26 protein-coding genes and 1 pseudogene are annotated in these 23848 nt (G+C 42.2%); 19 read left to right on the forward strand and 8 right to left on the reverse strand.

Features of this window, described 5'->3' with window-relative positions:
- The first annotated feature begins 176 nt into the window (after window positions 1–176).
- The 3 genes from HNQ34_RS11565 to HNQ34_RS11575 all read left to right on the forward strand — a co-directional run bounded on the left by HNQ34_RS11565 (window position 177) and on the right by HNQ34_RS11575 (window position 3297).
- Complete coding sequence (locus tag HNQ34_RS11565; protein WP_183254694.1) at window positions 177–1007, forward strand: aldo/keto reductase; 831 nt, start codon at window positions 177–179, stop codon at window positions 1005–1007.
- Between the two features lie 198 nt (window positions 1008–1205).
- Window positions 1206–1892, forward strand: coding sequence for a zinc metallopeptidase (locus tag HNQ34_RS11570; protein ID WP_183254696.1), 687 nt, complete (start codon window positions 1206–1208; stop codon window positions 1890–1892).
- Between the two features lie 61 nt (window positions 1893–1953).
- Complete coding sequence (locus HNQ34_RS11575) at window positions 1954–3297, forward strand: hemolysin family protein (RefSeq protein WP_183254698.1); 1344 nt, start codon at window positions 1954–1956, stop codon at window positions 3295–3297.
- An 82-nt stretch (window positions 3298–3379) separates the two neighbouring features.
- Here HNQ34_RS11575 and HNQ34_RS11580 read toward each other — a convergent pair whose 3' ends face one another.
- Window positions 3380–4285, reverse strand: a complete 906-nt coding sequence (locus tag HNQ34_RS11580; protein WP_183254700.1) for an RluA family pseudouridine synthase — start codon at window positions 4283–4285, stop codon at window positions 3380–3382.
- Between the two features lie 122 nt (window positions 4286–4407).
- On the opposite strand from HNQ34_RS11580, the gene HNQ34_RS11585 reads away from it, so the two are divergent.
- Entirely contained in the window at window positions 4408–4791 is a 384-nt protein-coding gene (locus HNQ34_RS11585; protein WP_246364130.1) for a DUF5365 family protein, read from the forward strand.
- Between the two features lie 56 nt (window positions 4792–4847).
- Here the strand turns inward: HNQ34_RS11585 and HNQ34_RS11590 are convergent, their stop codons facing one another.
- Together HNQ34_RS11590 and HNQ34_RS17930 are read right to left on the reverse strand one after the other, a co-directional pair.
- Window positions 4848–5318 carry a thioredoxin family protein gene (locus HNQ34_RS11590; RefSeq protein WP_183254703.1) on the reverse strand — a complete coding sequence of 157 codons (471 nt, stop codon included), beginning with the start codon at window positions 5316–5318 and terminating at the stop codon, window positions 4848–4850.
- A pseudogene (locus HNQ34_RS17930) lies at window positions 5315–5732 on the reverse strand (disulfide oxidoreductase). Before HNQ34_RS17930 ends, HNQ34_RS11590 begins: the two are co-directional and overlap by 4 nt.
- A 138-nt stretch (window positions 5733–5870) precedes the next feature.
- On the opposite strand from HNQ34_RS17930, the gene HNQ34_RS11600 reads away from it, so the two are divergent.
- The 3 genes from HNQ34_RS11600 (at window position 5871) to HNQ34_RS11610 (ending at window position 10018) form a co-directional block, all read left to right on the forward strand.
- Window positions 5871–7553, forward strand: coding sequence for a glycoside hydrolase family 13 protein (locus HNQ34_RS11600; RefSeq protein ID WP_183254705.1), 1683 nt, complete (start codon window positions 5871–5873; stop codon window positions 7551–7553).
- A gap of 130 nt (window positions 7554–7683) precedes the next feature.
- The gene (locus tag HNQ34_RS11605; RefSeq protein WP_183254707.1) at window positions 7684–8124 is read left to right on the forward strand and encodes a CBS domain-containing protein; all 441 of its coding nucleotides are present in this window, start codon (window positions 7684–7686) and stop codon (window positions 8122–8124) included.
- Between the two features lie 142 nt (window positions 8125–8266).
- Window positions 8267–10018, forward strand: a complete 1752-nt coding sequence (locus HNQ34_RS11610; RefSeq protein WP_183254709.1) for a phospho-sugar mutase — start codon at window positions 8267–8269, stop codon at window positions 10016–10018.
- A gap of 165 nt (window positions 10019–10183) precedes the next feature.
- On the opposite strand, the gene HNQ34_RS11615 is transcribed toward HNQ34_RS11610, so the two are convergent.
- Window positions 10184–10435 (reverse strand): YhdB family protein, encoded by a 252-nt coding sequence (locus tag HNQ34_RS11615; protein WP_183254712.1) that lies wholly within the window; start codon window positions 10433–10435, stop codon window positions 10184–10186.
- A 183-nt stretch (window positions 10436–10618) separates the two neighbouring features.
- Between HNQ34_RS11615 and HNQ34_RS11620 the strand changes: the two genes are divergently transcribed.
- Window positions 10619–10858: an MFS transporter gene (locus tag HNQ34_RS11620; RefSeq protein ID WP_183254714.1), complete on the forward strand. Its 240-nt coding sequence runs from the start codon at window positions 10619–10621 to the stop codon at window positions 10856–10858.
- 39 nt (window positions 10859–10897) lie between these two features.
- On the opposite strand, the gene HNQ34_RS11625 is transcribed toward HNQ34_RS11620, so the two are convergent.
- Together HNQ34_RS11625 and HNQ34_RS17295 are read right to left on the reverse strand one after the other, a co-directional pair.
- Window positions 10898–11500: a DedA family protein gene (locus tag HNQ34_RS11625; protein WP_183254716.1), complete on the reverse strand. Its 603-nt coding sequence runs from the start codon at window positions 11498–11500 to the stop codon at window positions 10898–10900.
- A 141-nt stretch (window positions 11501–11641) separates the two neighbouring features.
- On the reverse strand, window positions 11642–11755 hold the full coding sequence (locus tag HNQ34_RS17295; protein WP_221277404.1) for a DUF6254 family protein: 114 nt from the start codon (window positions 11753–11755) through the stop codon (window positions 11642–11644).
- A 110-nt stretch (window positions 11756–11865) separates the two neighbouring features.
- Here HNQ34_RS17295 and HNQ34_RS11630 point away from each other — a divergent pair, with 110 nt between their 5' ends.
- From HNQ34_RS11630 to HNQ34_RS11645, 4 genes are all read left to right on the forward strand, one after another.
- A complete protein-coding gene (locus HNQ34_RS11630; protein ID WP_183254717.1) occupies window positions 11866–12045 on the forward strand; it encodes a small acid-soluble spore protein H in 180 nt (59 codons plus the stop codon).
- Between the two features lie 431 nt (window positions 12046–12476).
- The gene (locus tag HNQ34_RS11635; protein ID WP_183254719.1) at window positions 12477–14348 is read left to right on the forward strand and encodes an RNA-binding domain-containing protein; all 1872 of its coding nucleotides are present in this window, start codon (window positions 12477–12479) and stop codon (window positions 14346–14348) included.
- A 375-nt stretch (window positions 14349–14723) separates the two neighbouring features.
- Window positions 14724–16142, forward strand: a complete 1419-nt coding sequence (locus HNQ34_RS11640) for a SpoVR family protein (protein ID WP_183254721.1) — start codon at window positions 14724–14726, stop codon at window positions 16140–16142.
- A 111-nt stretch (window positions 16143–16253) separates the two neighbouring features.
- Window positions 16254–16694, forward strand: coding sequence for a hypothetical protein (locus HNQ34_RS11645; protein WP_183254723.1), 441 nt, complete (start codon window positions 16254–16256; stop codon window positions 16692–16694).
- Between the two features lie 39 nt (window positions 16695–16733).
- Here HNQ34_RS11645 and HNQ34_RS11650 read toward each other — a convergent pair whose 3' ends face one another.
- Entirely contained in the window at window positions 16734–18035 is a 1302-nt protein-coding gene (locus HNQ34_RS11650; protein ID WP_183254725.1) for an ammonium transporter, read from the reverse strand.
- A complete protein-coding gene (locus tag HNQ34_RS11655; protein ID WP_183254727.1) occupies window positions 18032–18400 on the reverse strand; it encodes a P-II family nitrogen regulator in 369 nt (122 codons plus the stop codon). Before HNQ34_RS11655 ends, HNQ34_RS11650 begins: the two co-directional genes overlap by 4 nt.
- Window positions 18401–18560: 160 nt before the next feature.
- Here HNQ34_RS11655 and HNQ34_RS11660 point away from each other — a divergent pair, with 160 nt between their 5' ends.
- The 7 genes from HNQ34_RS11660 (at window position 18561) to HNQ34_RS11685 (ending at window position 23756) form a co-directional block, all read left to right on the forward strand.
- On the forward strand, window positions 18561–18929 hold the full coding sequence (locus HNQ34_RS11660) for a YidH family protein (protein ID WP_183254729.1): 369 nt from the start codon (window positions 18561–18563) through the stop codon (window positions 18927–18929).
- 301 nt (window positions 18930–19230) lie between these two features.
- A complete protein-coding gene (locus tag HNQ34_RS11665) occupies window positions 19231–20580 on the forward strand; it encodes a cytochrome ubiquinol oxidase subunit I (RefSeq protein WP_183254731.1) in 1350 nt (449 codons plus the stop codon).
- Complete coding sequence (locus tag HNQ34_RS11670) at window positions 20577–21590, forward strand: cytochrome d ubiquinol oxidase subunit II (protein WP_183254733.1); 1014 nt, start codon at window positions 20577–20579, stop codon at window positions 21588–21590. Before HNQ34_RS11665 ends, HNQ34_RS11670 begins: the two co-directional genes overlap by 4 nt.
- Before the next feature lie 14 nt (window positions 21591–21604).
- Window positions 21605–21703, forward strand: a complete 99-nt coding sequence (gene cydS, locus HNQ34_RS17935) for a cytochrome bd oxidase small subunit CydS (protein WP_409978371.1) — start codon at window positions 21605–21607, stop codon at window positions 21701–21703.
- A gap of 88 nt (window positions 21704–21791) precedes the next feature.
- On the forward strand, window positions 21792–23018 hold the full coding sequence (locus HNQ34_RS11675) for an MFS transporter (RefSeq protein ID WP_183254734.1): 1227 nt from the start codon (window positions 21792–21794) through the stop codon (window positions 23016–23018).
- 101 nt (window positions 23019–23119) lie between these two features.
- The gene (locus tag HNQ34_RS11680; RefSeq protein ID WP_183254736.1) at window positions 23120–23509 is read left to right on the forward strand and encodes a DsrE/DsrF/DrsH-like family protein; all 390 of its coding nucleotides are present in this window, start codon (window positions 23120–23122) and stop codon (window positions 23507–23509) included.
- A gap of 13 nt (window positions 23510–23522) precedes the next feature.
- Complete coding sequence (locus HNQ34_RS11685; RefSeq protein WP_183254737.1) at window positions 23523–23756, forward strand: glutaredoxin family protein; 234 nt, start codon at window positions 23523–23525, stop codon at window positions 23754–23756.
- Window positions 23757–23848 lie beyond the last annotated feature (92 nt).

A 23848-nucleotide genomic window follows, 5' to 3' on the forward strand; every position in this document is an offset into this window, starting at 1 on the left:
GATGTTGTGAAAAAACAGCTCCATGTCGCCTAAGGGGTGCCCTGTTTGTCTCTTTTTAAATGGTAATTATTGTTATCGAAATTGCTCAACTACAGTATTTTTTAAGCATATGTTTTGCTTTTTTTGTTTGAGAAGAGCGATAATAAAAATGTACAAATTTGGAAGGGGGAAAAGCGATGAAAAGTTTGAAGGACGGGGCAGTCTTACATAACGGTGTGAAAATGCCGTGGCTTGGATTAGGTGTATATAAAGTACAAGAAGGTAAAGAAGTCATTCAAGCGGTGAAAACAGCGATTGAAATCGGATACCGTCATATCGACACGGCCGCGTTTTACCAAAATGAAGAAGGGGTCGGCCGAGCGATTAAAGAATCCGGCGTGCCGCGGGAAGAATTGTTTATTACGACAAAAGTATGGAACTCTGATCAAGGATATGATACAACATTAAAAGCGTTTGAAACAAGTTTACAAAAACTTGGGCTTGATTATGTCGATTTATATTTAGTGCATTGGCCGGTAAAAGGGAAGTATAAAGAAACGTATAAAGCGCTTGAAAAGCTGTATAAAGACGGCCGAGTCCGTGCGATCGGCGTGAGCAATTTCCAAATTCACCACTTAGAAGATATTATGGCGGATTGTGAAATTAAGCCGATGGTAAACCAAGTCGAATACCATCCGCGCCTGACGCAAAAAGCGCTTCATGCGTTTTGCAAACAGCATGGCATTCAACTAGAAGCGTGGTCGCCGCTCATGCGCGGAGGCGAACTGCTCAACGAACCGGTGTTAGTGGAAATCGGCAAAAAATACGGCAAAACGCCGGCACAAGTGATCCTTCGTTGGGATTTGCAAAATGAAGTTGTGACGATTCCAAAATCCGTCACTCCTTATCGAATTAAAGAAAATGCGGATATTTTCGATTTTGAGCTGACGGCAGAGGAAATGAAAGCGATCGATTCGTTAAATCAAGACAAACGAATCGGTCCAGATCCGGATAATTTTGATTTCTAAATAAGCAAAAAGAGGCTTCGAATCAGTGGGAGCCTCTTTTTTTTGCAATAAAAAGGAATTTGTATATGTATTCGTTTTTTACATACTAAAGATTAAAGAGGGCTTTGTTTGACGGGAAAAGGAGTTGTACAGTAAAATAACTATTAGTATAAACATATTCTAAAGTATGTTATACGAAAATTAACGGAGGGTTTATGAATGTTTTTTCATCCAATGGATTTTTTAATTATCATTGCGTTTGGGATTTCTTTATGGGCGCAGTTTAAAGTATCAGGCAATTTTCAAAAATGGTCAGAGGTACCAGCTTCTTCTGGTTTAGCAGGTGCAGAAGTCGCAAGAATGATTTTAGATCGCAACGGCCTTTATCATGTGCCAGTCGAAGTCGTACCAGGACGATTGACGGACCACTACGATCCGATTTCTCGTACGGTTCGCTTATCTGAGCCGGTGTATTACGGCCGTTCGATTGCGGCGATTTCGGTTGCGGCTCATGAAGTCGGTCATGCTGTGCAGCATAAGCAGTCATATGGAGCGTTAGTGTTTCGTCATCGCATGTTTCCGGTTGTTAATTTCACATCTGGAGTGGCACCGTTTTTGTTATTAGCAGGATTTTTATTCCAACAGTTGTCGCTTCTTGGACTTGGTATTATTTTCTTTTCATTTGCGGTTGCTTTTCAGTTGATTACTCTTCCGGTCGAGTTTAATGCGAGTTCAAGAGCGAAAAAGTTTATGTTGGCAGAAGGAATTATTCATCATGGCGAAGAACGCGGGGTCAATAAAGTGCTTGGGGCTGCTGCGTTAACGTACGTCGCTGCCGCCTTGATTTCCGTGTTGGAATTGCTAAAATATATTCTCATTTTTACTCAAAGCAGTGATGAAGATTAAAATACAATCCGTCTCGTAGGAGGTGTGATCCGCGCGCGCATAACACGTGTGCGGAAACCAATTGGACATATTTAGTTTATTGATGGTAGCGTTATTAATTGCAATCACGGGCTTTTTCGTGGCGTCTGAATTTGCCATTGTCAAAGTGCGCGTCTCAAGAATTGATCAATTGATTAGCGAAGGAAATAAGCGGGCGATCGCAGCGAAAAAAGTCATTTCCAACCTCGATGAATATTTGTCAGCCAATCAGCTAGGGATTACGATTACATCTTTAGGATTAGGTTGGCTAGGGGAACCGACAGTCGAAAGAATATTGCTGCCTTTATTTGAGCGGTTTCATGTATCGCCGTCTCTTGCTAACGTGTTGTCATTTACGATCGCTTTTGCGAGCATCACGTTTTTACACGTTGTTGTCGGGGAATTGGCACCGAAGACGCTTGCCATTCAAAAAGCCGAAGCCATTACATTATTGACGGCGCAACCGTTGATTTTATTTTATAAAGTCATGTACCCGTTTATTTGGACGCTCAATACATCTGCGCGCATCGTCACAAGTATGTTCGGACTAAAGCCGGCTTCTGAACATGAACTCGCCCATTCGGAGGAAGAGTTGCGCTTAATTTTATCGGAAAGTTATAAAAGCGGGGAAATTAACCAGTCCGAATATAAATATGTGAACAACATTTTCCGCTTTGATGATCGGATAGCAAAAGAAATTATGGTGCCGCGCAAAGAAATTGTAGCGCTCGATATTCATCATTCTGTAAAGGAATATCTTGAGATCATTAAAGAGGAGAAGTACACGCGCTATCCGGTCATTGACGGGGATAAAGACCATGTTCTTGGCTTGGTTAACGTGAAAGAAGTGTTTACCGATCTTGTGGCGAATCCGTCGGAAGAAAAAACGTTAAAAGATTATATTCGACCGATTATTCAAGTGATCGAGTCGATAGCGATCCACGATTTGCTTGTAAAAATGCAAAAAGAGCGGATTCATATGGCGATTTTAGTGGACGAATATGGCGGTACGTCAGGGCTTGTCACGGTTGAGGATATTTTAGAAGAAATTGTTGGCGAAATTCAGGACGAGTTTGATGTAGACGAAACGCCGATGATCCAAAAAATCGACGATACGCATACGATCATCGATGGCAAGGTTCTCATTAGCGAAGTGAATGACTTGTTTGGATTATCGATCGATGATACCGACGTCGATACGATTGGAGGATGGATTTTAACGGAGCATTATGATATTAAAGTAGGAGATTGTGTCGACATCGATGGCTATTCATTGAAAGTGCTTGAAATGGATGGACACCATGTAAAAACGATCGAAGTAACAAAAAAAGAACATGAAGCAGAAAATGAAATGTTTGCAGAAGATGAAGAGGCACAAGTTCTTTGAACGAAGCGCTCGGACACTCGTAATTTTGGGAGTTGACTATTGAGATCAAACAAGGCAGCCTCTCATCGCTGCCTTGTTTTTTTTACTGATACAAAGTGAACGGGAAAATCCCATCCATGCATGGAGCAATGCATGTAATTATTTCGTTTGTAAACGGATGCGGAAAGGACAATTTTATCGCATGGAGCGCTTGACGATGGAATTCTCCGCTTCCGCCGTATAGTACATCTCCGACGAGAGAGTGGCCGATGTAGCTCATATGCACGCGAATTTGATGCGTGCGTCCTGTATCTAATGTTAACTCGACGAGCGACGTTTGTGAGTTTGCGAACGTTTCAAGCACGCGATAGTAGGTAATGGCATCGTCTCCTGTTTTGGACACCCTTCTTCTCGTTGGATGGTGACGGTCACGGCCGATCGGAGCATGGATCGTTCCGCTCTTTTTCTTCATGATGCCGTGAACAAGTGCGATATATGTTCGTTTAATTTGCCTTTTTTCAAGCAAACGGTCGAGCATCGCAGCGGATAAAGCATGTTTGGCGAATAAAATCGCGCCAGATGTATCTCGATCGAGGCGGTGAACGTGGCGTACTTTCGTGAAAATCCCGTCTGACTGTAGATAGAACGCCACCGCATTGGCTAACGTACCTGTTTCGTTCGGAGCAGTCGGGTGCACGTCCACCGCTGCTTTTTTATTAATGACGAGTAGATGTTCATCTTCCCATATAATATCAAGTTCCTGATATTCCGGCTCGATGTCGGACGCTTCAGGTTTGTACAGCCATAATTGCAAGCGATCCTTTTTTTGTAGGACGGTCTGCCATGAAACGGTTTCTCCGTTTACTTTGACGCCTTTTTCCATGCGCAGCTGGTGTATCCACTTTTTCGGCGCACCCCACGTTTCTTTCAAAAAAGACTCAAGCGTTTGCCCGCACCACGCAGAAACGCCCGCAAATTCAACCCATTCTCCTTTTCGGACCGTAAACATCGTTTCTCTCCTTTGTGATAGTGGAAATACTTTCTACCGCTAATGATTTGTTCTCTATGATAAACTCATAATATCATATGTGTGGCAATAGGACAAAAAGGTGGTATGTAGCATTGAGAGTGATGAATGCAGCGACGAGAGAACAGGAAGAATATGTAGAAGGTTTAATTCAACAGTTTTATAGCCATGTGTTTCCCCGTTATTTTGATGACGAACAAATTCGTGAGTTTGAACAGTTAAACGTTCTTTCCGTATCGTTAGACCGTTATAATGGCACGATGAGAGAAGCGTTTCAAATGATTTCTTCGTTACAATCGTTATTAACGATCATCGAGTGTATAGAAGCAAATGGGCTGAACGAAGAATACCGCCATCTGTTTGAGCGGAATGTCCGCCTCTTAGAACAGTATGGCATTGCTTTTCCGTTTACGATTGATCAATTCCGCGAGAAACGTCCGTTTATTTTCAGCATATACTCACCGCCGGCGACTGATTGGATCATGTAAAAAGGGCTCTGAATGTGAGCCCTTTTTGCATACTTAAATCGTTACTGGCAGTCGCCTCATCTTTTCTTAATGGACTCAAACCAGTCACGGAAGACATTTTCTTCGTGATAGCCGTCAATCCGTTTGATTTCTTTTCCTTTCTCAAAATGGACGATTGTCGGCGTTCCGTCGATATGGTAAGTATCCCACCCGTCTTCGAACTCCAACAAATTGAACAGCTTTAAATCAATGCCCATTTTTTTCGCCATCGGAACGACAATTGGCGTTGTTTTATGGCAGTGGGGACAAGTTGGACTATAAAAATAGACGGTGACGGTTTCATCGTTCGCTAGTTTTTTCGCAAGCTCATTCGGCAAAATGATATTTTGATAGTTAGGGTCATCTAGTTGGGCGATGGTCGCCGGATTCAGTTCTACCTTTTTATACGGATTGTTTTGCACTTTTTCTTTTTGCTGGTAAGATGTGATCCAAGAAATGGCGATAAATAAAGCGGCAATGACCGTTCCAAAAATGAAAATTTTTTTCAACGTACTCTCCCTTCTTTCCATGTCCGAATGATGAGAAACGCTGTTAGCACTAAAAATGGAATGGTGATAAAACTGGGCTAATTGATGTATTGCCTTGTGCATGGAATGCGGCCGCAAGCAATCGCGTGTCCTTGAAAGAAAGGAACCTTTTGCAGCAAATAATGATAAAAAGAAATCGTTCCGCCGATGATCGATAACGTCAAGCTATAGCGAGCGATTCCATACTCTTTTCGAATGGCGGCCAATCCTAAAAGAATGACTTGCGGATATATGAAAATGCGCTGAAACCAGCAAAGATCGCATCAGGTGAATTTTCATTACTTCTGAAAAAATAAAGGCTGCCTAACGTAGCGATCAAAGAACGATCCATGCGCTAAGCAAGCAAATTTTCGAGCTTTTTTCTTTTCGATTCATACGGCCTCTCCCTATCATTTTTATCATTCCCATTATAGTTGAGGTGAAGAAAATTGTAAAATTTGTAGGCACGGATGACATTTTGTAGTAAAATATACATGTGAAATCGTTTTCATATACAGGATAGGAGTGAGAGGAATGGAGCGTAAGTGGTGGAAAGAGGCGGTCGTGTATCAAATTTATCCGCGCAGTTTTAAAGATTCTAACGGCGATGGAATCGGTGATCTTCGCGGTATCATTTCCAAACTAGACTATTTAAAAGAGCTTGGTGTAGATGTCATATGGCTCTCGCCTGTGTATAAATCGCCGAACGATGACAATGGGTACGATATTAGCGATTATCGCGACATTATGGACGAATTTGGCACGATGGAAGATTGGGAAGAAATGATTGAAGAAATGCATAAGCGCGGCATTAAATTGGTGATGGATTTAGTCGTCAACCATACGTCGGATGAGCATCCATGGTTTATTGAATCACGAAAGTCGAAGGACAACCCGTATCGCGACTACTATATTTGGCGTCCGGGAAAAGAGGGAAAAGAACCGAACAACTGGGAAGCTTGCTTTAGCGGATCGGCATGGGAATATGATGAAACGACAGGCGAATATTATTTGCATCTTTTCTCGAAAAAGCAGCCTGATTTAAACTGGGAAAATCCGAAAGTGCGCCAAGAAGTGTATGACATGATGAAATTTTGGCTCGATAAAGGCGTCGACGGCTTCCGCATGGATGTCATTAATATGATTTCGAAAGTGCCAGGGTTGCCGGATGGCGAAGTGCAAGAAGGGAAAAAGTACGCATCTGGCAGCAAATACTTTATGAACGGACCGCGCGTACATGAATTTTTACAAGAGATGAACCGAGAAGTATTGTCAAAGTATGATATTATGACCGTTGGCGAAACTCCAGGGGTTACGCCGAAGGATGGCATTTTATACACCGATCCGTCTCGCCACGAGTTAAATATGGTGTTTCAATTCGAGCACGTTGACCTTGATTCCGGTCCAGGAGGAAAATGGGATATTCGGCCATGGACGTTAGCCGATTTGAAAAAGACGATGACAAAATGGCAAAAAGAGTTAGAAGGAAAAGGATGGAATAGCCTTTACTTAAATAACCATGACCAGCCTCGTGCAGTGTCTCGATTTGGCGATGACGGAAAGTATCGCGTGGAGTCTGCGAAAATGCTTGGAACGTTCCTTCATATGATGCAAGGTACGCCGTACATTTATCAAGGGGAAGAACTCGGAATGACGAATGTGCGCTTCCCGTCGATTAAAGATTATCGCGATATCGAAACGCTCAATATGTATAAAGAACGCGTCGAAGAGTATGGCGAAGATCCGCAAGCGATATTGGAGAAAATTTATTATAAAGGCCGTGATAATGCCCGGACCCCGATGCAATGGGATGATAGCGAGCATGCCGGATTTACAGATGGAACGCCTTGGATTCAAGTGAATCCGAATTATCAAGAAATTAATGCGAAAGCAGCAATGGAAGATCCGAACTCTGTCTTCCATTACTATAAAAAGCTGATTCAGCTTCGCAAGCAGCATGATATCATTGTGTATGGCACGTACGATTTAATTTTAGAAGATGATCCATATATTTACGCTTATACGCGCACGTTTGAAAATGAAAAACTAGTCGTCATCACGAATTTTTCCAGCGAAACACCGGTTTTCCGCCTTCCAGAGGACATTACGTACACGACAAAGGAGCTGCTGATTAGCAACTACGATGTCCGTGAAGATGAAGATCTTCACGAAATTCGGTTGCGGCCATGGGAAGCGCGTGTTTACAAATTACAATAACCATCCGATTGGGCGATTTCAAACAGAAGTCGCCCGTTTTATTTTTTTACATTGAAAAAGAACTATGCAAGCATTATTTTCTACCTATATGTGCGCAAAAAGTGGTGAAACTAATCGGTGAAAGGAGAGGATGAGATTGAACAACAACACTGTTGAAAGCATTATGACGACAAATGTGGCAACGGTTTCTCCGAACCAAACTGTTCAAGAAGCTGCGCAATTAATGAGCCAAAAAAATATTGGCGCTCTTCCGGTCGTCGAAAACGGTCAAGTGAAAGGGATGATTACGGACCGTGACATTACGCTTCGGACGACGGCACAAGGGAAACATGCTTCCATTCCAGTATCGCAGGTCATGTCGACAAACGTCGTGACAGGAGCGCCAAATATGAGCGTCCAAGAAGCCGCGAGCGTCATGGCGCAACATCAAATTCGCCGCTTGCCGATCGTCGAAAATAACCAGCTGCGCGGGATTGTCGCTTTAGGTGATATCGCGACGAATCATGCGTATGACGAAGCGGCAGAACAGGCGTTAACGAACATTTCCGAACCGTCTCAGCCGCAAGCGTAATACCGAAAGGGTGTCCCGTTTTTTGTGATGGGGCATCCTTTTTTGTCAGGGGAACAATATTTGCTTTTTTTTAGAAAAGGAATATCGTATGATGATGACGAATACAAAAAATAAGGTAATGATGAATGGGGAGGGATCCGTGTTGAGTTGGAGAAACAAGTACAGACAATGGATGACCTATAAGCATTTAGATGAAGAGTTGAAAGCGACACTTCAACAACGAAGCGATGATGAAAAATGGCTCGAGGATTGTTTTTATAAAAATTTAGAATTTGGCACGGGCGGCATGCGCGGAGAAATCGGACCGGGGACGAACCGCATGAACGTATATACGGTGCGTAAGGCCTCCGAAGGATTAGCGCGATACATAGAGTCATTTGGCATCGATGCGAAAAAGCGCGGGGTTGTGATCGCTTACGATTCGCGGCATAAGTCGCCGGAGTTTGCGATGGAAGCGGCAAAAACGCTTGCCACGCACGGAATTCAAACATATGTGTTTGACGAGTTGCGTCCGACTCCGGAGCTTTCATTCGCGGTTCGCTATTTACAAGCGTTTTCAGGGATCGTGATTACCGCAAGCCACAATCCTCCAGAGTACAATGGCTATAAAGTATATGGCCGAGATGGTGGACAACTTCCTCCAGATGTCGCTGACCAAGTCATTCGTTATGTTAATGAAGTGGAAAATGAACTTGCGATCGATGTCGAAGAGGAAACGGTATTGAAGGAAAAAGGACTTATTCGAATGATCGGGGAAGAAGTCGACCGAGCGTATATTGAAAAGTTAAAAACGATTTCGCTCAATCCGCAGCTTTCGCAAGAAGTGGATGTGAAAGTCGTGTTTACACCGCTTCACGGAACAGCCAATCAACCTGTACGCCGTGCTCTTGAAGCACTTGGATATAAACACGTTGTTGTTGTGAAAGAGCAGGAACTTCCTGATCCGAATTTCTCAACGGTAAAGTCGCCGAATCCAGAAGAACATGCGGCATTTGAACGGGCGATTCAAGTAGGAAAAGAGATCGATGCGGATTTGTTGATTGCGACAGATCCAGATGCTGACCGGTTAGGCATTGCGGTAAAAAATGAAGACGGTGAGTATACCGTATTAACAGGAAACCAGACGGGCGGCTTACTGCTTCATTATATTCTTTCACAAAAACAAGAAAAAGGAACGTTGCCGAAAAATGGTGTTATGTTAAAAACAATTGTCACTTCTGAGTTCGGACGTGACATCGCTGCTTCGTTCGGCTTAGAAACGGTCGATACGTTAACGGGATTTAAATTTATCGGCGAAAAAATTAAAGAATACGAACAGACAGGGGAATACGTGTTTCAATTTGGCTATGAAGAGAGCTATGGCTATTTAATTGGCGATTTTGCCCGCGATAAAGATGCGGTTCAGGCGGCAGTCATGGCTGTAGAAGTATGCGCCTTTTACAAAAAACAAGGCATGTCATTGTACGAAGGATTGATGCAATTATTCGAGCAATACGGCTATTATCGCGAAGGGTTGCAATCATTAACGCTAAAAGGGAAAGAAGGAGCGGAACAAATTCAAGCGCTTCTTGCTTCATTCCGCAAGCAACCACCGACGGAGATGGCAGGGAAAAAAATTGTAGTTGTGGAAGATTACAAAACCGGCGAACGAGTGGATACGGCAACAGGGGAGAAAGCGGCCATTGCCCTTCCAAAATCAAACGTGTTAAAATATTTGCTTGAAGACGGTTCATGGTTTTGCTTGCGTCCTTCAGGAACCGAGCCGAAAGCAAAAGTGTATTTCGGCGTCAAAGGCCGTTCTTTGATAGACAGCGAACAACAGCTCGAGCAGCTATCTCATGACGTTATGAAACGAGTTTACGATTGTTTAAATGCAACCGCTGAACGAGCGTAATGATGTGCACAAGAACTATCAAAGTGAAAGGCAATGCCAGCTACGGTGTTGTCTTTTTTTTACGTGAAAAACTATGGAAAACGAATTATGAAAGGAAGGGAGAGGTCCCTTCCTTTTTGATTTATAATCAGCTGGAGAACACTCATGACTTTAGTCGTGAGAGGTTCAAGAGTAATAAACATACGGTTCTGCCGTGTTTTGAACGCTTGCTTCTAGGGCGTGGTCAATATAGCGCAAAAGAGCGGTTAAGCGTTTTTGAATGACGGAATAGTCATGCTCGAAATGATAGGCGTGGAGAAAGTGCTCGATTTTTTTGGAAAGCAAGTCGTCGTTTGTGCGCACCATTAAAATCAGCAAATGATCCCATTCAGAGCGGTGTGTATAATACAATGCTTTGTCATAATCGCTTGTGTTCAATGTACATGCCTCCTTCATTGAGGGGCTACCGTTAGTTTATGATATGGAGCTTGTTTTTTGCGCTGTAAATGTTACGTGATTAGGTAAAAAATAAATTATAAATGAAAATGGAGTAAATAGGCGAGTTAAAATGTTGCAATTTTGTGACAAAAATATTATATTTAAAGAAAGGGGATGATAAACATGAATGAACGGTACGAAGGAAGAGCGATTACGCAAATGTGCAAAATGATTGCTTCTGTAGGGCTCATTGTCGGATTTTCCTTATTTTTATTAAGTTTTATCGCAAGCGCTTACAATCAAGATTTTTTCTTGACAATTATCAGCTTAGGGATTATGGGAGCTTCGATGTTTATGTTCGGATTTGGCACGTTTATGGGAATTCTTACGGAAACTTACCGAAAAACCGAGCTGCATTCTTAAATAAAACAGCACCGTTTCCATGAGAAAACGGTGCTGTTTTTATGAAGAAGGCCCTTTTTTTGTCCGCAAGTAAAAATAAGCTCCAATTAATCCAAAGATGATGAGCAAGGGGATTAGATAAGTGCTATAATGTTCGACATATTTTTTTACAATTTTCCAATCTTTACCTAATGTTCTTCCTAATGTAATGAACGTAAATACCCAAAAAAAAGCACCGCTGTAAGCGTATATCGCGAATTTTTTGAAGCGATATTCGTTGATTCCAGCGAGGAATGCGGAAACGTGACGGATCCCGGGAATAAAGTAGCCAATAAACAAAACGAACGGTCCCATTTTTGTAAAAAGCGTTTTTGTTTGTTCGATTCTTTTTTCCGTAATATGTACTTTCGGTCCGAATTTATGCAAGAAAGGAAGGCCTAACCGAATGCCTAAATAATAGCTGATCGAAATGCCAAAGAGCGCACCGATCAAGCTGCATCCTAATGCAAGGGGATAAGACATGATTCCTGTAGAGGTATTATACCCGACATATGTTAGCAATACTTCATCAGGAATCGGAAGACCGACAATTCCTCCCATTAAGGCGATCATAATGCCGATATAGCCAAATTGCTCAATAAAATGATGTAAATATTGTTCCATTTAATCACCGCACTTTGTTTTTTGAAGATACGCTATTTTTCATTATAAACGACTTAGTGGGGGCAAAGGAAGCGGTTTTATAGGCACGTTATAAAAAACCCCGCTTCAATGCAATGAATGGTAAGCGGGGGATGGCATATGTCACTTTTCTTCTTTACCTAATTGTTTCAATGACTTTGCTTTTTCGTGTGGTGGGTTTTGCGATTGTTTGCGCACGGTCCATTGCCGCTCTTTTTGTCGCTTTGATTGCGTCAAGGACGATCACCTCCCTTTTTAGCATGCCATTTTAGGTTCTTTGCCATGCGTATATTTAAGCGGGTAATAATGAATATTATAACTGTATCATGTATAAGGAGGCTATGCTCATGAACGCAAAACGCGCACAAGAAATTGCTGCTTCGCCGGTGATGGCAAATGTCACGTACAACGGAGAACGCATATACATTGAACAAGTGGATGAAGAAAATGGAACTGCTATTATTCATCCTTTGAATGAACGAAACAATAAGCAAAAAGTTTCCGTATCCAGCTTGCAAGAGAATTAAAATGCACAAAACACCACGGTTTGTGGTGTTTTTATTATGCCATTTACAGACAGCAAGCAAAACGTCTTGGTTGAGGAGGTGTCGTATTTTGGTGGCTCCAATACGTATCAAATCTCTTTTTCGTTCATATATTTCGCAAAGGAGCTTAAATATGTAAATGAGAAATCACTTGTATACGAAAGTGATTTTTTATTTTCTTGATGTTAAAATGTTTAAATATTACACATTTGATTAATGGTTTGCTGCATGGTTCGATAATGTTTAGTGATCATGCTAAAATAACATTTGTAATACATTTTGTCCTAGTGAACCATAAATTTCTTTGACAAATGGGAATTTGTATAATTTGTTAAATGTTAAAAGGATTGTTTCTTTTCGTTGTCAAATAATTTGTAGTAAATATTAGAAATTTAAAGGGGATATATGGCGGAATGGACGCAAAGGATTTGTTGCGTATTATAGAAGATGGAGAAAATGCCGAATTGGAATGTAAAGCAGCCAAAGGTGGGCTGCCAAAAAATGTTTGGGAAACGTATTCTGCTTTTGCGAATACAAATGGCGGCATTATTTTGCTTGGGGTCGAGCAAAAAGGACAAGAGTTTTTCCCAGTCGATGTTGATGCAAAAAAGTTAGTCAAAGATTTTTGGGATGGAATTAATAATCCACAAAGGATTAGTAAAAATATCTTAGTGGATCGAAATGTACAAATTATTGAAGTTGATGGGAAAGAAATCGTGAAAATTTATGTTCCAAGAGCTTCACGTGAGGACAAGCCAATTTATATTGGTCATAATCCTTTTGCAGGTACATATCGCCGCAATTATGAAGGAGACTATAAATGTACAAAAGAAGAAGTACAGCGAATGATAGCGGACCAATCGCCAATTCCTCAAGACAGCAAAGTTCTTCCCAATTACGGTTTAAATGATTTGAATATGGAATCGGTGAGAAGTTATCGAAGTCGCTTTTCTTCTTTGAAACCGGATCATCCTTGGAATGGTTTAGAACTGAAGGACTTTTTATATAAAATTGGAGCTTTGGGAAGGCTGCGCGAAACCAACGAGGAAGGGTTAACATTAGCTGGATTGCTCATGTTTGGGGAAGAGCGCAGTATTACAGAGTATTTACCGCAGTATTTTTTGGAATATCGGGAAAAGAGTTCGGATGTGCCAGGAGATAGATGGACAGATCGGATTATTTCTTCCGATGGCACTTGGTCGGGGAATTTGTATGATTTTTATTTCAAAGTGATCCGTAGACTAACGGATGATTTAAACATTCCTTTTCAAATGGAGGGGCTTTTTCGCAAGGACGATACAAGGGTGCATGCTGCTCTTCGCGAAGCTTTAGTCAATACATTGGCTCATGCCGATTACTACGGGCAACGCGGAATTGTTGTCGAAAAGGAAAAGATGTTATTTCGATTTTCTAACCCGGGTGTTCTTCGGATTCCTTTGCAACAAGCACTAAAAGGTGGAGTAAGTGATCCGAGAAATCCAACCATTTTTAAAATGTTTATGTTAATTGGGCTCGGTGAACGAGCAGGATCGGGGATTGAGAATATTCATTTGGCGTGGAAAGAACAACATTGGACTGCCCCAGAATTAATCGAAGAATTTCAGCCGGATCGCACGATTCTTACGTTACGAACAACTTCATTGTTACCGCAGGAAAGCGTCGATTTTCTAAAAGCAGTTCTTGGGAAACAGTATAAATGGTTAACCAATGATGAAGTATTAATTTTAGTGACGGCACATCAAGAAAATTATGTGACCAATACGAGATTGCAAAGCCTGACAGATAAAAAGAGTGATGAAATAAGCAAATTATTATCCGGACTGGTGGAAAAAGGATATTTAGAACCAAATGGACAAGGAAGAGGTACAAAATATAAGCTAACGGAAATGTTTGATCAAAAGTCTATAGGGAACTCCAGATATAATCGAATAAGCTCCGGACCTAGTGCTAATAACTCCGGACCTAACGCTGCTAACTCCGGACCTAACGAAAACGAACAAACAAAAGATCATGAAAAAGTGCTATTGGATATTTCTGAATTGGCAAGAAAGAAAAAGAGATTACATCCTTCCGAAATGGATGAGATCATTTTAAATCTTTGTGCAATTAAGCCGTTAACGCTCAAAGAATTAAGTCAATTGCTGAATAGGCAGATGGATCCTCTTCGCAAAAAGTACATTTCACGATTGCTTAGGGAAGGAAAGTTAGAACTGCTATATCCAGAGCAAGTAAATCATCCGAAACAAGCATATATGACACGCTCTCTTTTTACAAACCGGCATTAGGATACTGGATTCTTAATGCCGGTTTATTGTTATGTATCACGAGTGTTGATTATCCATTATTTTACTAAAAAACACAGAATCATATGGTTGAACACAAGCTTTTCTGCCTCTTCCCTCGAACAAGAACGCCGGCGGGCAAATTACATTTGCCCGCAAAGCGTTTATTGTTCGAGGAGGGCATGCTAATACTCCCAGTCGGCAAGCTAGCTTAGCCGACTACGGCAGAAAAGATAGGAATAGAGCGATGTCAACTGGTTTTTATTGGTTAATCAACACGCTTGGTTATGTATATAATTTTATAAATGTATGTTTTCGTTCTATGATGCGTATCAAATCCCCCTCTTGTTCATACATTGAGGTAAAGGGGGGATGTGAATGAAACAGGATGAGTTGAAGGCGTTGGAGCGGGCGATTGCGGAAATTACGGAAATTGCCCAAGGGTTTGGTTTGGATTTTTATCCGATGCGCTATGAAATTTGTCCGGCGGATATTATTTATACATTCGGGGCGTACGGAATGCCGACGCGCTTTTCCCATTGGAGTTTCGGCAAACAGTTTTATAAAATGAAGCTTCATTACGATTTAGGACTTAGTAAAATTTATGAATTAGTTATTAATTCCGATCCATGTTATGCCTTTTTGCTCGATTCCAATTCTTTGATTCAAAATAAGCTAATTGTCGCCCACGTATTGGCCCATAGCGACTTTTTCAAAAACAATATTCGCTTCAGCAACACGAAACGCGACATGGTTGAAAGCATGGCGGCGACAGCGGAACGAATTAAACAGTATGAGCATCAATATGGAAAATTAGAAGTAGAGAAGTTTTTAGACGCGGTGTTGGCGATTCAAGAACATATTGATCCGTCGCTTTTGCGGCCGAAGCTGTCGTGGACGCTTGAAGATACGGAAGTATATGAAGAAGAAGAGCAGGTGAAACCGAGCCCGTATGACGATTTATGGTCGCTTGACAAAAAGAACAAGACGGCACTGCCTCCGCGCAAAAAACGGCGAAAATTCCCGCCGCAGCCGGAAAAAGATGTACTGTTGTTCATTGAAGAATACAGTCGTGAACTCGAAGACTGGCAGCGTGACATTATGACAATGATGCGCGAAGAGATGCTTTATTTTTGGCCGCAGCTTGAAACAAAAATCATGAATGAAGGATGGGCGTCGTATTGGCATCAGCGCATTTTGCGAGAGATGGATTTAACGAGCGATGAGGCGATTGAGTTTGCGAAGCTGAATGCGGGGGTTGTGCAGCCGTCGCGCACGAGCATTAATCCGTATTATTTAGGGTTAAAAATTTTTGAGGACATTGAAGAACGGTGGAACAACCCGACGGAAGAAATGAAGCGAAGAGGGGTGAAGCCGGGTTCGGGAAGAGAGAAAATTTTCGAAGTGCGCGAACTTGATTCCGATATTTCATTTCTCCGTAATTATTTAACGAAAGAGCTTGTCATGCATGAAGATATGTACTTGTTCCAAAAGCAAGGAAAAGATTATAAAATTGTCGATAAAAATTGGGAAAACGTTCGTGATCAGTTAGTCAGCATGCGCGTCAACGGCGGGTTCCCGTATATTACTGTCAATGACGGCGACTATATGAGAAATGGAGAGCTTTATTTAAAACATTGGTACGAAGGCATTGAGCTCGATATTAAATATTTAGAAAAAGTGCTGCCGTACATTTACCAGCTATGGGGCCGTACGGTGCATATGGAAACGGTGGTGGAAAATAAATCGGTGTTGTTTACGTATGACGGAAAAACGGTGCATCGAAAGTATATATGAAAAAGGTTGCTGATGGTTCAGCAACCTTTTTTCAGAAACTTTTCTGTTCAATATTCGTCTAAATAAACAGAAGAGAAAATAGAGATGTTTTATAACTAGAGGAGGTTTTCGGTGAGAAAAATCGTATGGCTTTTTCTATTGCTAATTTTCATATCGTTCGGTTACTGGTTTATAAACGAGTCGAAGCCTCCGTCTCCTCGCATAACGGTTGAAGGGAAAAATATCCCAACAGCACAAGGTTCCTATTGTTGGGATGGATTTTTTAACAATATGTGTGTGGATATGATTTCTCCGCCACAAATTGTTGAGCATGAAGGTTTGGCGCCTGTGGTGGTCCCCCCAGGAGCGCAGTTGAAAATTGATTTTCAAAAGGAACCAACTAAAGGTACATTAGGCGTTAATAAATGGATGAGTAATCATGATGTAAAAAATGCAAAATTGAATGGAAATATTTTGACTGTACCGAAAGAAAAAGGGATTCATATATATGACGTGCATGCGAGTTGGGATAAAGGGGATTCGAGTTATGTCTTTGTTATCGAGGTCCAATAAATAAAAAGGGTGCTAGCCTTGACGTAGCACCCTTTTCTGTTACCCAAGCGCTTTTTTATTGTTGACTGGAGCAACGACAATGCCGGTTGTTTCTTCAAAGTCATACAAGCCGGTAGGAAGATCGGTGAAGCGCTCTAATTCGTTGTAGGCCGGAATGCCGTGATAAGCCATGTCCAATCCTTCTTCTTCCTCGCGTTCTGTTGCGCGGAATCCAACCGTTTTTTCACAAACTTTGGCCATAAACACACCGCCGAGCAATCCCCAAACGATCACAACGGCCGCACCTAATAGCTGAACAGCAAAAAGGGAAACTTCGCCGGTCGTAAGAAGGCCTTGCGTCGTATCAAACAACCCGACAGCAATCGTACCGAATACGCCGTTGAAACCGTGCACCGCTACCGCGCCAACTGGATCATCAACCTTGACTGAATCGACAAGCAACGTCGCATAAATCACGATGATTCCGCTAATCGCCCCAATGATAATTGCGCTCCATTGGGAAACGAACGCGCATCCGGCTGTAATCGCGACAAGACCCGACAACACGCCGTTAATCGTCATACTTGGGTCTGCTTTCCCGAATTTTTTCATCGTTAGAAACAACGCTGTTGTGCCCCCGCTGGCGCCTGCCAACATCGTATTCAAAGCGATCGAAGCAAGCGACGCATTCGAAGCGTCTAACGTGCTTCCCGCATTAAACGCAAACCAACCGAACCATAAAATAAACGCACCTGCTGAAGCTAGCGGGATGTTACTTGGGGCAAAGACGTTAACGCTGCCGTCCGAGTTAAACCGTCCTTTTCTCGGACCTAACAGCTTTGCCATAGCGAAAGCGGCGAATCCTCCTACCGCATGAATCGCGGCTGATCCAGCGAAATCTTTCATGCCTAGCTTTGCTAGCCAGCCGTCGCTGTTCCAAATCCAATGGCCAGACAACGGATAAACGATCATGGAAACAAGCGCCGCTGTGACGACATACGCTTTAAAATTCATGCGCTCCGCTACGGCGCCGGAAATGATCGAGATGCATGCGACCGCAAAACCGATTTGAAAAAGGACAAACGCGGCGCTAGGCAACTTGAGCGAAAGCGAAATATTTTCAGGCGCTCCGAACAAATTCGTGCCGATCAGTCCAAACGCATCTTTTCCGAACATAATGCCAAAGCCAATGAGCCAAAAAGCGAGTGTTCCGATCGTTAAGTCGACAAAAATTTTCATCGTTACGTTGACGGCGTTTTTTGTTCGGACTAAGCCGGCTTCCAATAAGCTGAATCCGCCTTCCATAAACAATACCATGGCCGCTGCGATGACGACCCAGATAGTATTAACATACGTGATCATGAAAGTCCCTCCTTTTGACTCGCTAAATCGTCAATATCATAATCGAGCGTTCCCGTGCGAATGTTATAGGCTTCTAAAATCGGATAGACGAAAATTTTTCCGTCTCCTTCTTCGCCGGTTTGCGCGGCGTGGACAATCGTTTGGATCGTCCGCTCGACCATATAGTCAGAAAGGACGATCTCAAGCTTTACTTTCGGATGAAGTGTCACCTTATAGTTTTTGCCGCGGTACACGCCTTGTGTATCTTTTTGTTTTCCTCTTCCGACTACTTGAGACACCGTAAAGCCGGTAATGCCGATCTGTTTTAACCCTTTAATCGTTTCCGTCAATTTTTCCGGCCGTATAATCGCCTCAATTTTTTTCATTGTCATTCACCTACTTGTTTGTTAGGTTTTCTAACATCATATGTTAAACATTATAACGACCAAAAAGATTCTGTCAATAGGGGAAGGGATAAATTTTTACTCATTAATAATGAAAAGTGATATGATGAAGGTTGAATGAACGATGGAGGAGGAGAAAGCGATGGAGAAACAAAAACAGATGACAGAAGATTCTAAATATATTCAGCAACATCTCGCAAACGAGCGGACGTATTTGGCATGGATCCGAACTGCGATTGCGATCACAGGGATCGGATTTTTAATCATCAACTTACATATTAAATCTTCGTTTCGTTCACTGCCGAATATCGCGGTGCAGGGAATTGGCATGCTATCGGTATTAGCGGGGATCAGTACGATTATTTTTTCAACGATCAGCTATTTCCAAAAGGCCAAACAAATTAATGAACAAACATTCCGCACATCAAGACCGCTCATTTTATTTTTATCTATTTTGATGCTGCTAGTCCTTTCGATGTTCGGCGTGTATTTTTTTGCTGTCCTTTTGTAAGGGCAGCTTTTTTTAGACATAAAACCGACAAAAAATCGTCACGCTTTTGTCATTGCTTGTTTTCTCTGTTTTCGATACTGTTTAAAGTACAAATATTTATGTGAAAAATATCGCAAAATATGAATGAAGGATGGGGAGAGATTGTTGTTTTAGAACTATATATACAGGGGTAATGATAGAAAGGAGAAGTGCGATGTGGAAAACGCATGAAAAACGGCTTGTTCTGTTAAGTTTTGTCGTTGCTTCGATTATGTTGTTTTCGATCGTAGGGAGATTGTTTTCGTAAAGGAGGAGTACAGCAATGTGGACGTACGATTCGGTTTTATTTAGCCGCCTACTGACGGAATTGACGCTTGCGTTCCATATTATTTATGCAACGATCGGAGTCGGTGTCCCGCTCATGATTGCGATTGCGCAATGGGTGGGGATTCGGAAAAATGATGAGCACTATATTTTGCTGGCGAGAAGATGGACGCGCGGATTTGTAATTACAGTAGCGGTTGGTGTCGTCACAGGTACGGCGATCGGCTTGCAGCTATCCTTATTGTGGCCAAATTTTATGAATTTGGCGGGGCAAGTGATTAGCCTTCCATTGTTTATGGAAACATTTGCCTTCTTTTTTGAAGCGATTTTTTTAGGGATTTATTTATACACGTGGGACCGTTTTAACGACCAAAAAAAGCATTTTTTACTGCTTATTCCTGTAGCGATCGGTTCTTCCGCTTCAGCGTTCTTTATTACGATCGTGAACGCATTTATGAATACGCCGCAAGGGTTTGAGTTGAAAGACGGTGTGATTACAAACATTCAGCCACTGGTAGCGATGTTTAACCCGGCAATGCCGACAAAAGTCGCTCACGTGTTGACAACGGCGTATATGACTTCCGCGTTTGTGCTGGCATCGATTGCGGCTTATCACCTTTTAAAAGGGAATCGCCATCTTTATCATAAAAAGGCGCTTCATTTAACGATGAAATCAGCGCTCATTTTCTCGCTTGCCAGCATTGTGGCCGGGGATTTATCGGGAAAATTTTTAGCGGAATACCAGCCGGAAAAACTGGCCGCAGCGGAATGGCATTTTGAAACGAGCACATACGCGCCTCTTGTGCTGTTTGGAACGTTAAACGAAAACAATGAAGTCGAAAATGCGATTAAAATTCCGTATGCCCTCAGCATATTGGCGCATAATCGGCCAAGTGCAGAAGTGAAAGGACTAAACGATATTCCAAAAGATGAGCGCCCGCCTCTGTACATTCATTATTTGTTTAATGCTATGGTGTTGATCGGCATCTGGTTGACTGTGATAGCAGCGCTGTATTGGGCAGCGATGAAAAAAGGATTAGCGTTTGTGACGAAAAAGTTTTTCATAATGCAATTAGTATTATCAGGTCCACTTGCGATGCTGGCAATTGAAATCGGTTGGTTTTTTGCGGAAGTTGGAAGACAGCCATGGATTTTGCGCGGATATATGAAAACAGCGGAGGCAGCGACATCGTCTGCCCATGTCGATACGATGTTAGTTGTATTCTCGCTTCTTTATCTTGTATTGGCGTTTGTGAGTGTAGCGGTTCTCATCAAAATGTTTCGCAACAATCCGGTTGAACGGGAACTTCAGGAGCGTGCGCTTGATCAAGGAGGGGTGTCCTCATGACGTTGGAAGTGGTCGGAATTTCGGTGCTGTGGCTGTTTTTGTTCGGCTATATCATCGTTGCTTCGATTGATTTTGGCGCCGGCTTTTTTAGCGCTTATAGCGAAATGGCGAACAAAAAACATATCATTCATAAAATTATTCAACGATACCTTTCGCCTGTATGGGAGGTCACGAACGTATTTCTTGTGTTCTTCTTTGTCGGCATGGTCGGGTTTTTTCCGAAAACCGCCTATTACTACGGGACAATTTTATTAGTGCCGGCGAGCATTTCGATCATATTGCTTGCGATTCGTGGTTCGTATTATGCGTTTAATACGTACGGTATCAAAGACAATAAAGCGTATACGTTTCTCTATGGAATGACGGGGGTGTTTATTCCGGCGTCGCTTTCGATTGTGCTGGTAATTTCCGAAGGCGGTTTTGTGCGGATAGATGGCGGAGAACCAGTTTTATTATATAAGCAATTGTTCGTCAGCCCGTTTACATGGAGCGTCGTATTATTAAGCCTTACGAGCGTGCTGTATATTTCGGCGAACTTTTTAACTTATTACGCGAACGAAGCGGGCGATCTTCAAGCGCGCGATTTGCTGAGAAAATACGCGCTCATTTGGAGCGGGCCGACGATTTTATCTGCGCTCGTGATTATTTATCAATTAAAACATCATAATGTCGAACATTATGAAAAAATGCTTGATTTATCATGGATGTTCGTTGTTTCGTTTGTCTTTTTCTTATTATCGCTTTACTCGCTGATTAAAAAACGTTATTTTGGCTGGTCGTTTATTAGCTTAGTGCTGCAATATGCGTTTGCGTTTTATGCGTACGGCATTTCACATTATCCTTATTTGCTTTATCCGTACTTGACGATTTATGACAGCTTTACAAACCGGACGATGGCTGTTGCGCTTATCACTGCATTTATCGCCGGATTGTTCTTGCTCGTTCCGTCGCTAGTTTTACTGTTGAAGTTATTTTTATTTGATAAAAAATATGTCAAAGGACAAGTATAGGGAGGGATTTCGCAATGCAAACGTTTTTAATCATGTATGCACCGCTTCTTGTTGTCGCTTTATCAGTCGTTGCCGCTTTTTGGGCTGGTTTGAAAGATGAACATGTAAAATGATTGTTGAGCCGCCGCTCCTAAACGGGTGGTGGCTTATTTTATAAAAAGTGATATACTTATAGTTGTATATGTAATTAGGAGGTGTGCGATGGAACAGACAGCGAAACGAGCGAGCATAGGAATCCAATCTAATCTCCCGCTATTTCTATTGTTAGTACTAATGAACGTATTTGTCGGCGGTATGGTTGGAATGGAGCGAACGGTTTTGCCGATGATTGGCGAAAAAGAATTTCATATTGCTTCGACAAGCGCTGCTCTTTCTTTTATTGTAAGTTTCGGTTTTTCAAAAGCCATTACAAATTTTTTCGCGGGGACGATTGCGGATCGAATCGGGAGAAAAAATGTGTTAATAGCCGGCTGGTTTGTCGGAATGTTTGTGCCGTTATTGGTCATCGTTGCAGATCATTGGCGTACCATTATTTTGGCCAACGTGTTGCTCGGAGTGAACCAAGGGCTAACATGGTCGATGACGGTCAATATGAAAATTGACATTGCCAGTCCGCGTGAACGAGGAATTGCCGTTGGATTAAATGAATTTGCGGGGTATACAGGTGTTGCCCTCCTTGCCTATGTTTCAGGATACGTATCTTCCATATTTTCTTTACGTCCGGAGCCGTTTTATATAGGAATTGGGCTTGTGGTCGTTGGAATGATCTTATCGCTTTTTGTAAAAGATACAAATGTATGCGTACGAAAAAATCAATCCAACAAAAAAAGCGAAGGTTCGTTGCGATCTGTGCTTGTGCAAACGACGTGGAAACATCGTGATTTATCAAGTGTTAGTTTTGCAGGGCTTGCGACGAATTTAAAAGATGGAATGGCGTGGGGGCTTTTTCCGCTATTTTTTGCAACGAGCGGTCTATCCGTAAAGCAAATAGGCGTGATTATTGCGGTTTATCCAGCATCGTGGGGGTTGTTTCAGCTGTTTTCAGGCATCATGAGTGACCGCTTCGGTCGGAAATGGCTGATTACTTTCGGAATGTGGGTGCAATCGCTATCGATTTTTTGGATCTTGTTTGTGCGAGGGTATGAATGGTGGATCGTTGGTGCGATATGTTTAGGGATCGGTACAGCGATGGTGTATCCAACCTTACAAGCAGCGATTAGCGATGTGGCCCATCCGGATTGGCGCGCTTCAGCGATGGGGGTATATCGGCTTTGGAGAGATAGCGGTTATGCGTTTGGAGCCATTTTAGCAGGGACGATGGCAGACTTATTTAATATTTATTGGGCAATCGGTATCGTAGCATGTATCCCGTTTTTAGCTGGCATGGTCGCAATGATTCGGATGAAAGAAACGATTGCAAAAAGGTAGTTGACATTTTCAGTACAATTCGATAGTATAGATGACAAGTAATACCTATACATGTATGTGTAAAATAGATATATGATACAAAATCAAAGGAGGAATTTTTGATGAAAGTAGCGATTATTGCAGCAAATGGTGGATTATTTGATGCGTATAAAGTGTTTAACATTGCCACAGCAGCAGCGGCAACAGATGGAGAAGTAGCGATTTTCTTCACATTTGAAGGGTTGAATCTCATTCATAAAGAAGCGCATAAAAACTTGCCGATGCCAGCAGGAAAAGAACATTTTCAAGAAGGCTTTCAAAAAGCGAACGTTCCGTCAATTGAAGAACTTGTGAAAATGGCGCAAGAACTTGGGGTCAAAATGATTGCCTGCCAAATGACAATGGATGTGATCGGGCTTGAAAAAGAGCAATTTGTCGACGGTGTCGATGTCGCTGGTGCTGCTACATTTTTAAGCTTTGCAAAAGATGCCGACGTGACACTCACATTCTAATGGAGGGATCGAAATGAATACAGTTACAGTATATACGACAACGACATGTCCGTATTGCGTCATGCTAAAAAATTTCTTGCAAGCGCAAGGAATTCCATTTACTGAAGTAAATGTTCAGCGTGATCCGATCGCAGCAAGAAAGCTTGTCGAAACAACCGGACATATGGGAGTGCCACAAACGGAAATTAACGGACAATGGGTGCTCGGTTTTGATCCGGAAACGATTATGTCGCTGCTTGGACGATAAGGGCATAACGAACGAAGCGAGACAACGTGACGAATGTTGTCTCGCTTTTATATTCAATGAATCCGATACGATTGATCGGAAAAAAAACTTGC

Source organism: Anoxybacteroides tepidamans, from assembly GCF_014201465.1.
Classification (GTDB): Bacteria; Bacillota; Bacilli; order Bacillales; family Anoxybacillaceae; genus Anoxybacteroides; species Anoxybacteroides tepidamans.

Coding starts and splice junctions, on each gene's coding strand:
- HNQ34_RS11580 (WP_183254700.1), bottom strand. CDS start 4,285: ATGTTTACGGTCCGAAAAGGAGAATGGGTTGAATTTGCGGGCGTTTCT.
- HNQ34_RS11650 (WP_183254725.1), bottom strand. CDS start 18,035: ATGATCACGTATGTTAATACTATCTGGGTCGTCATCGCAGCGGCCATG.
- HNQ34_RS11675 (WP_183254734.1), top strand. CDS start 21,792: ATGGAACAGACAGCGAAACGAGCGAGCATAGGAATCCAATCTAATCTC.
- HNQ34_RS11565 (WP_183254694.1), top strand. CDS start 177: ATGAAAAGTTTGAAGGACGGGGCAGTCTTACATAACGGTGTGAAAATG.
- HNQ34_RS11670 (WP_183254733.1), top strand. CDS start 20,577: ATGACGTTGGAAGTGGTCGGAATTTCGGTGCTGTGGCTGTTTTTGTTC.
- HNQ34_RS11600 (WP_183254705.1), top strand. CDS start 5,871: ATGGAGCGTAAGTGGTGGAAAGAGGCGGTCGTGTATCAAATTTATCCG.
- HNQ34_RS11655 (WP_183254727.1), bottom strand. CDS start 18,400: ATGAAAAAAATTGAGGCGATTATACGGCCGGAAAAATTGACGGAAACG.
- HNQ34_RS11685 (WP_183254737.1), top strand. CDS start 23,523: ATGAATACAGTTACAGTATATACGACAACGACATGTCCGTATTGCGTC.
- HNQ34_RS11640 (WP_183254721.1), top strand. CDS start 14,724: ATGAAACAGGATGAGTTGAAGGCGTTGGAGCGGGCGATTGCGGAAATT.
- HNQ34_RS11630 (WP_183254717.1), top strand. CDS start 11,866: ATGAACGCAAAACGCGCACAAGAAATTGCTGCTTCGCCGGTGATGGCA.
- HNQ34_RS11620 (WP_183254714.1), top strand. CDS start 10,619: ATGAATGAACGGTACGAAGGAAGAGCGATTACGCAAATGTGCAAAATG.
- HNQ34_RS11665 (WP_183254731.1), top strand. CDS start 19,231: ATGTGGACGTACGATTCGGTTTTATTTAGCCGCCTACTGACGGAATTG.
- HNQ34_RS11680 (WP_183254736.1), top strand. CDS start 23,120: ATGAAAGTAGCGATTATTGCAGCAAATGGTGGATTATTTGATGCGTAT.
- HNQ34_RS11635 (WP_183254719.1), top strand. CDS start 12,477: ATGGACGCAAAGGATTTGTTGCGTATTATAGAAGATGGAGAAAATGCC.
- HNQ34_RS11585 (WP_246364130.1), top strand. CDS start 4,408: ATGAATGCAGCGACGAGAGAACAGGAAGAATATGTAGAAGGTTTAATT.
- HNQ34_RS11660 (WP_183254729.1), top strand. CDS start 18,561: ATGGAGAAACAAAAACAGATGACAGAAGATTCTAAATATATTCAGCAA.
- cydS (WP_409978371.1), top strand. CDS start 21,605: ATGCAAACGTTTTTAATCATGTATGCACCGCTTCTTGTTGTCGCTTTA.
- HNQ34_RS11605 (WP_183254707.1), top strand. CDS start 7,684: ATGAGATTGAACAACAACACTGTTGAAAGCATTATGACGACAAATGTG.
- HNQ34_RS11570 (WP_183254696.1), top strand. CDS start 1,206: ATGTTTTTTCATCCAATGGATTTTTTAATTATCATTGCGTTTGGGATT.
- HNQ34_RS11625 (WP_183254716.1), bottom strand. CDS start 11,500: ATGGAACAATATTTACATCATTTTATTGAGCAATTTGGCTATATCGGC.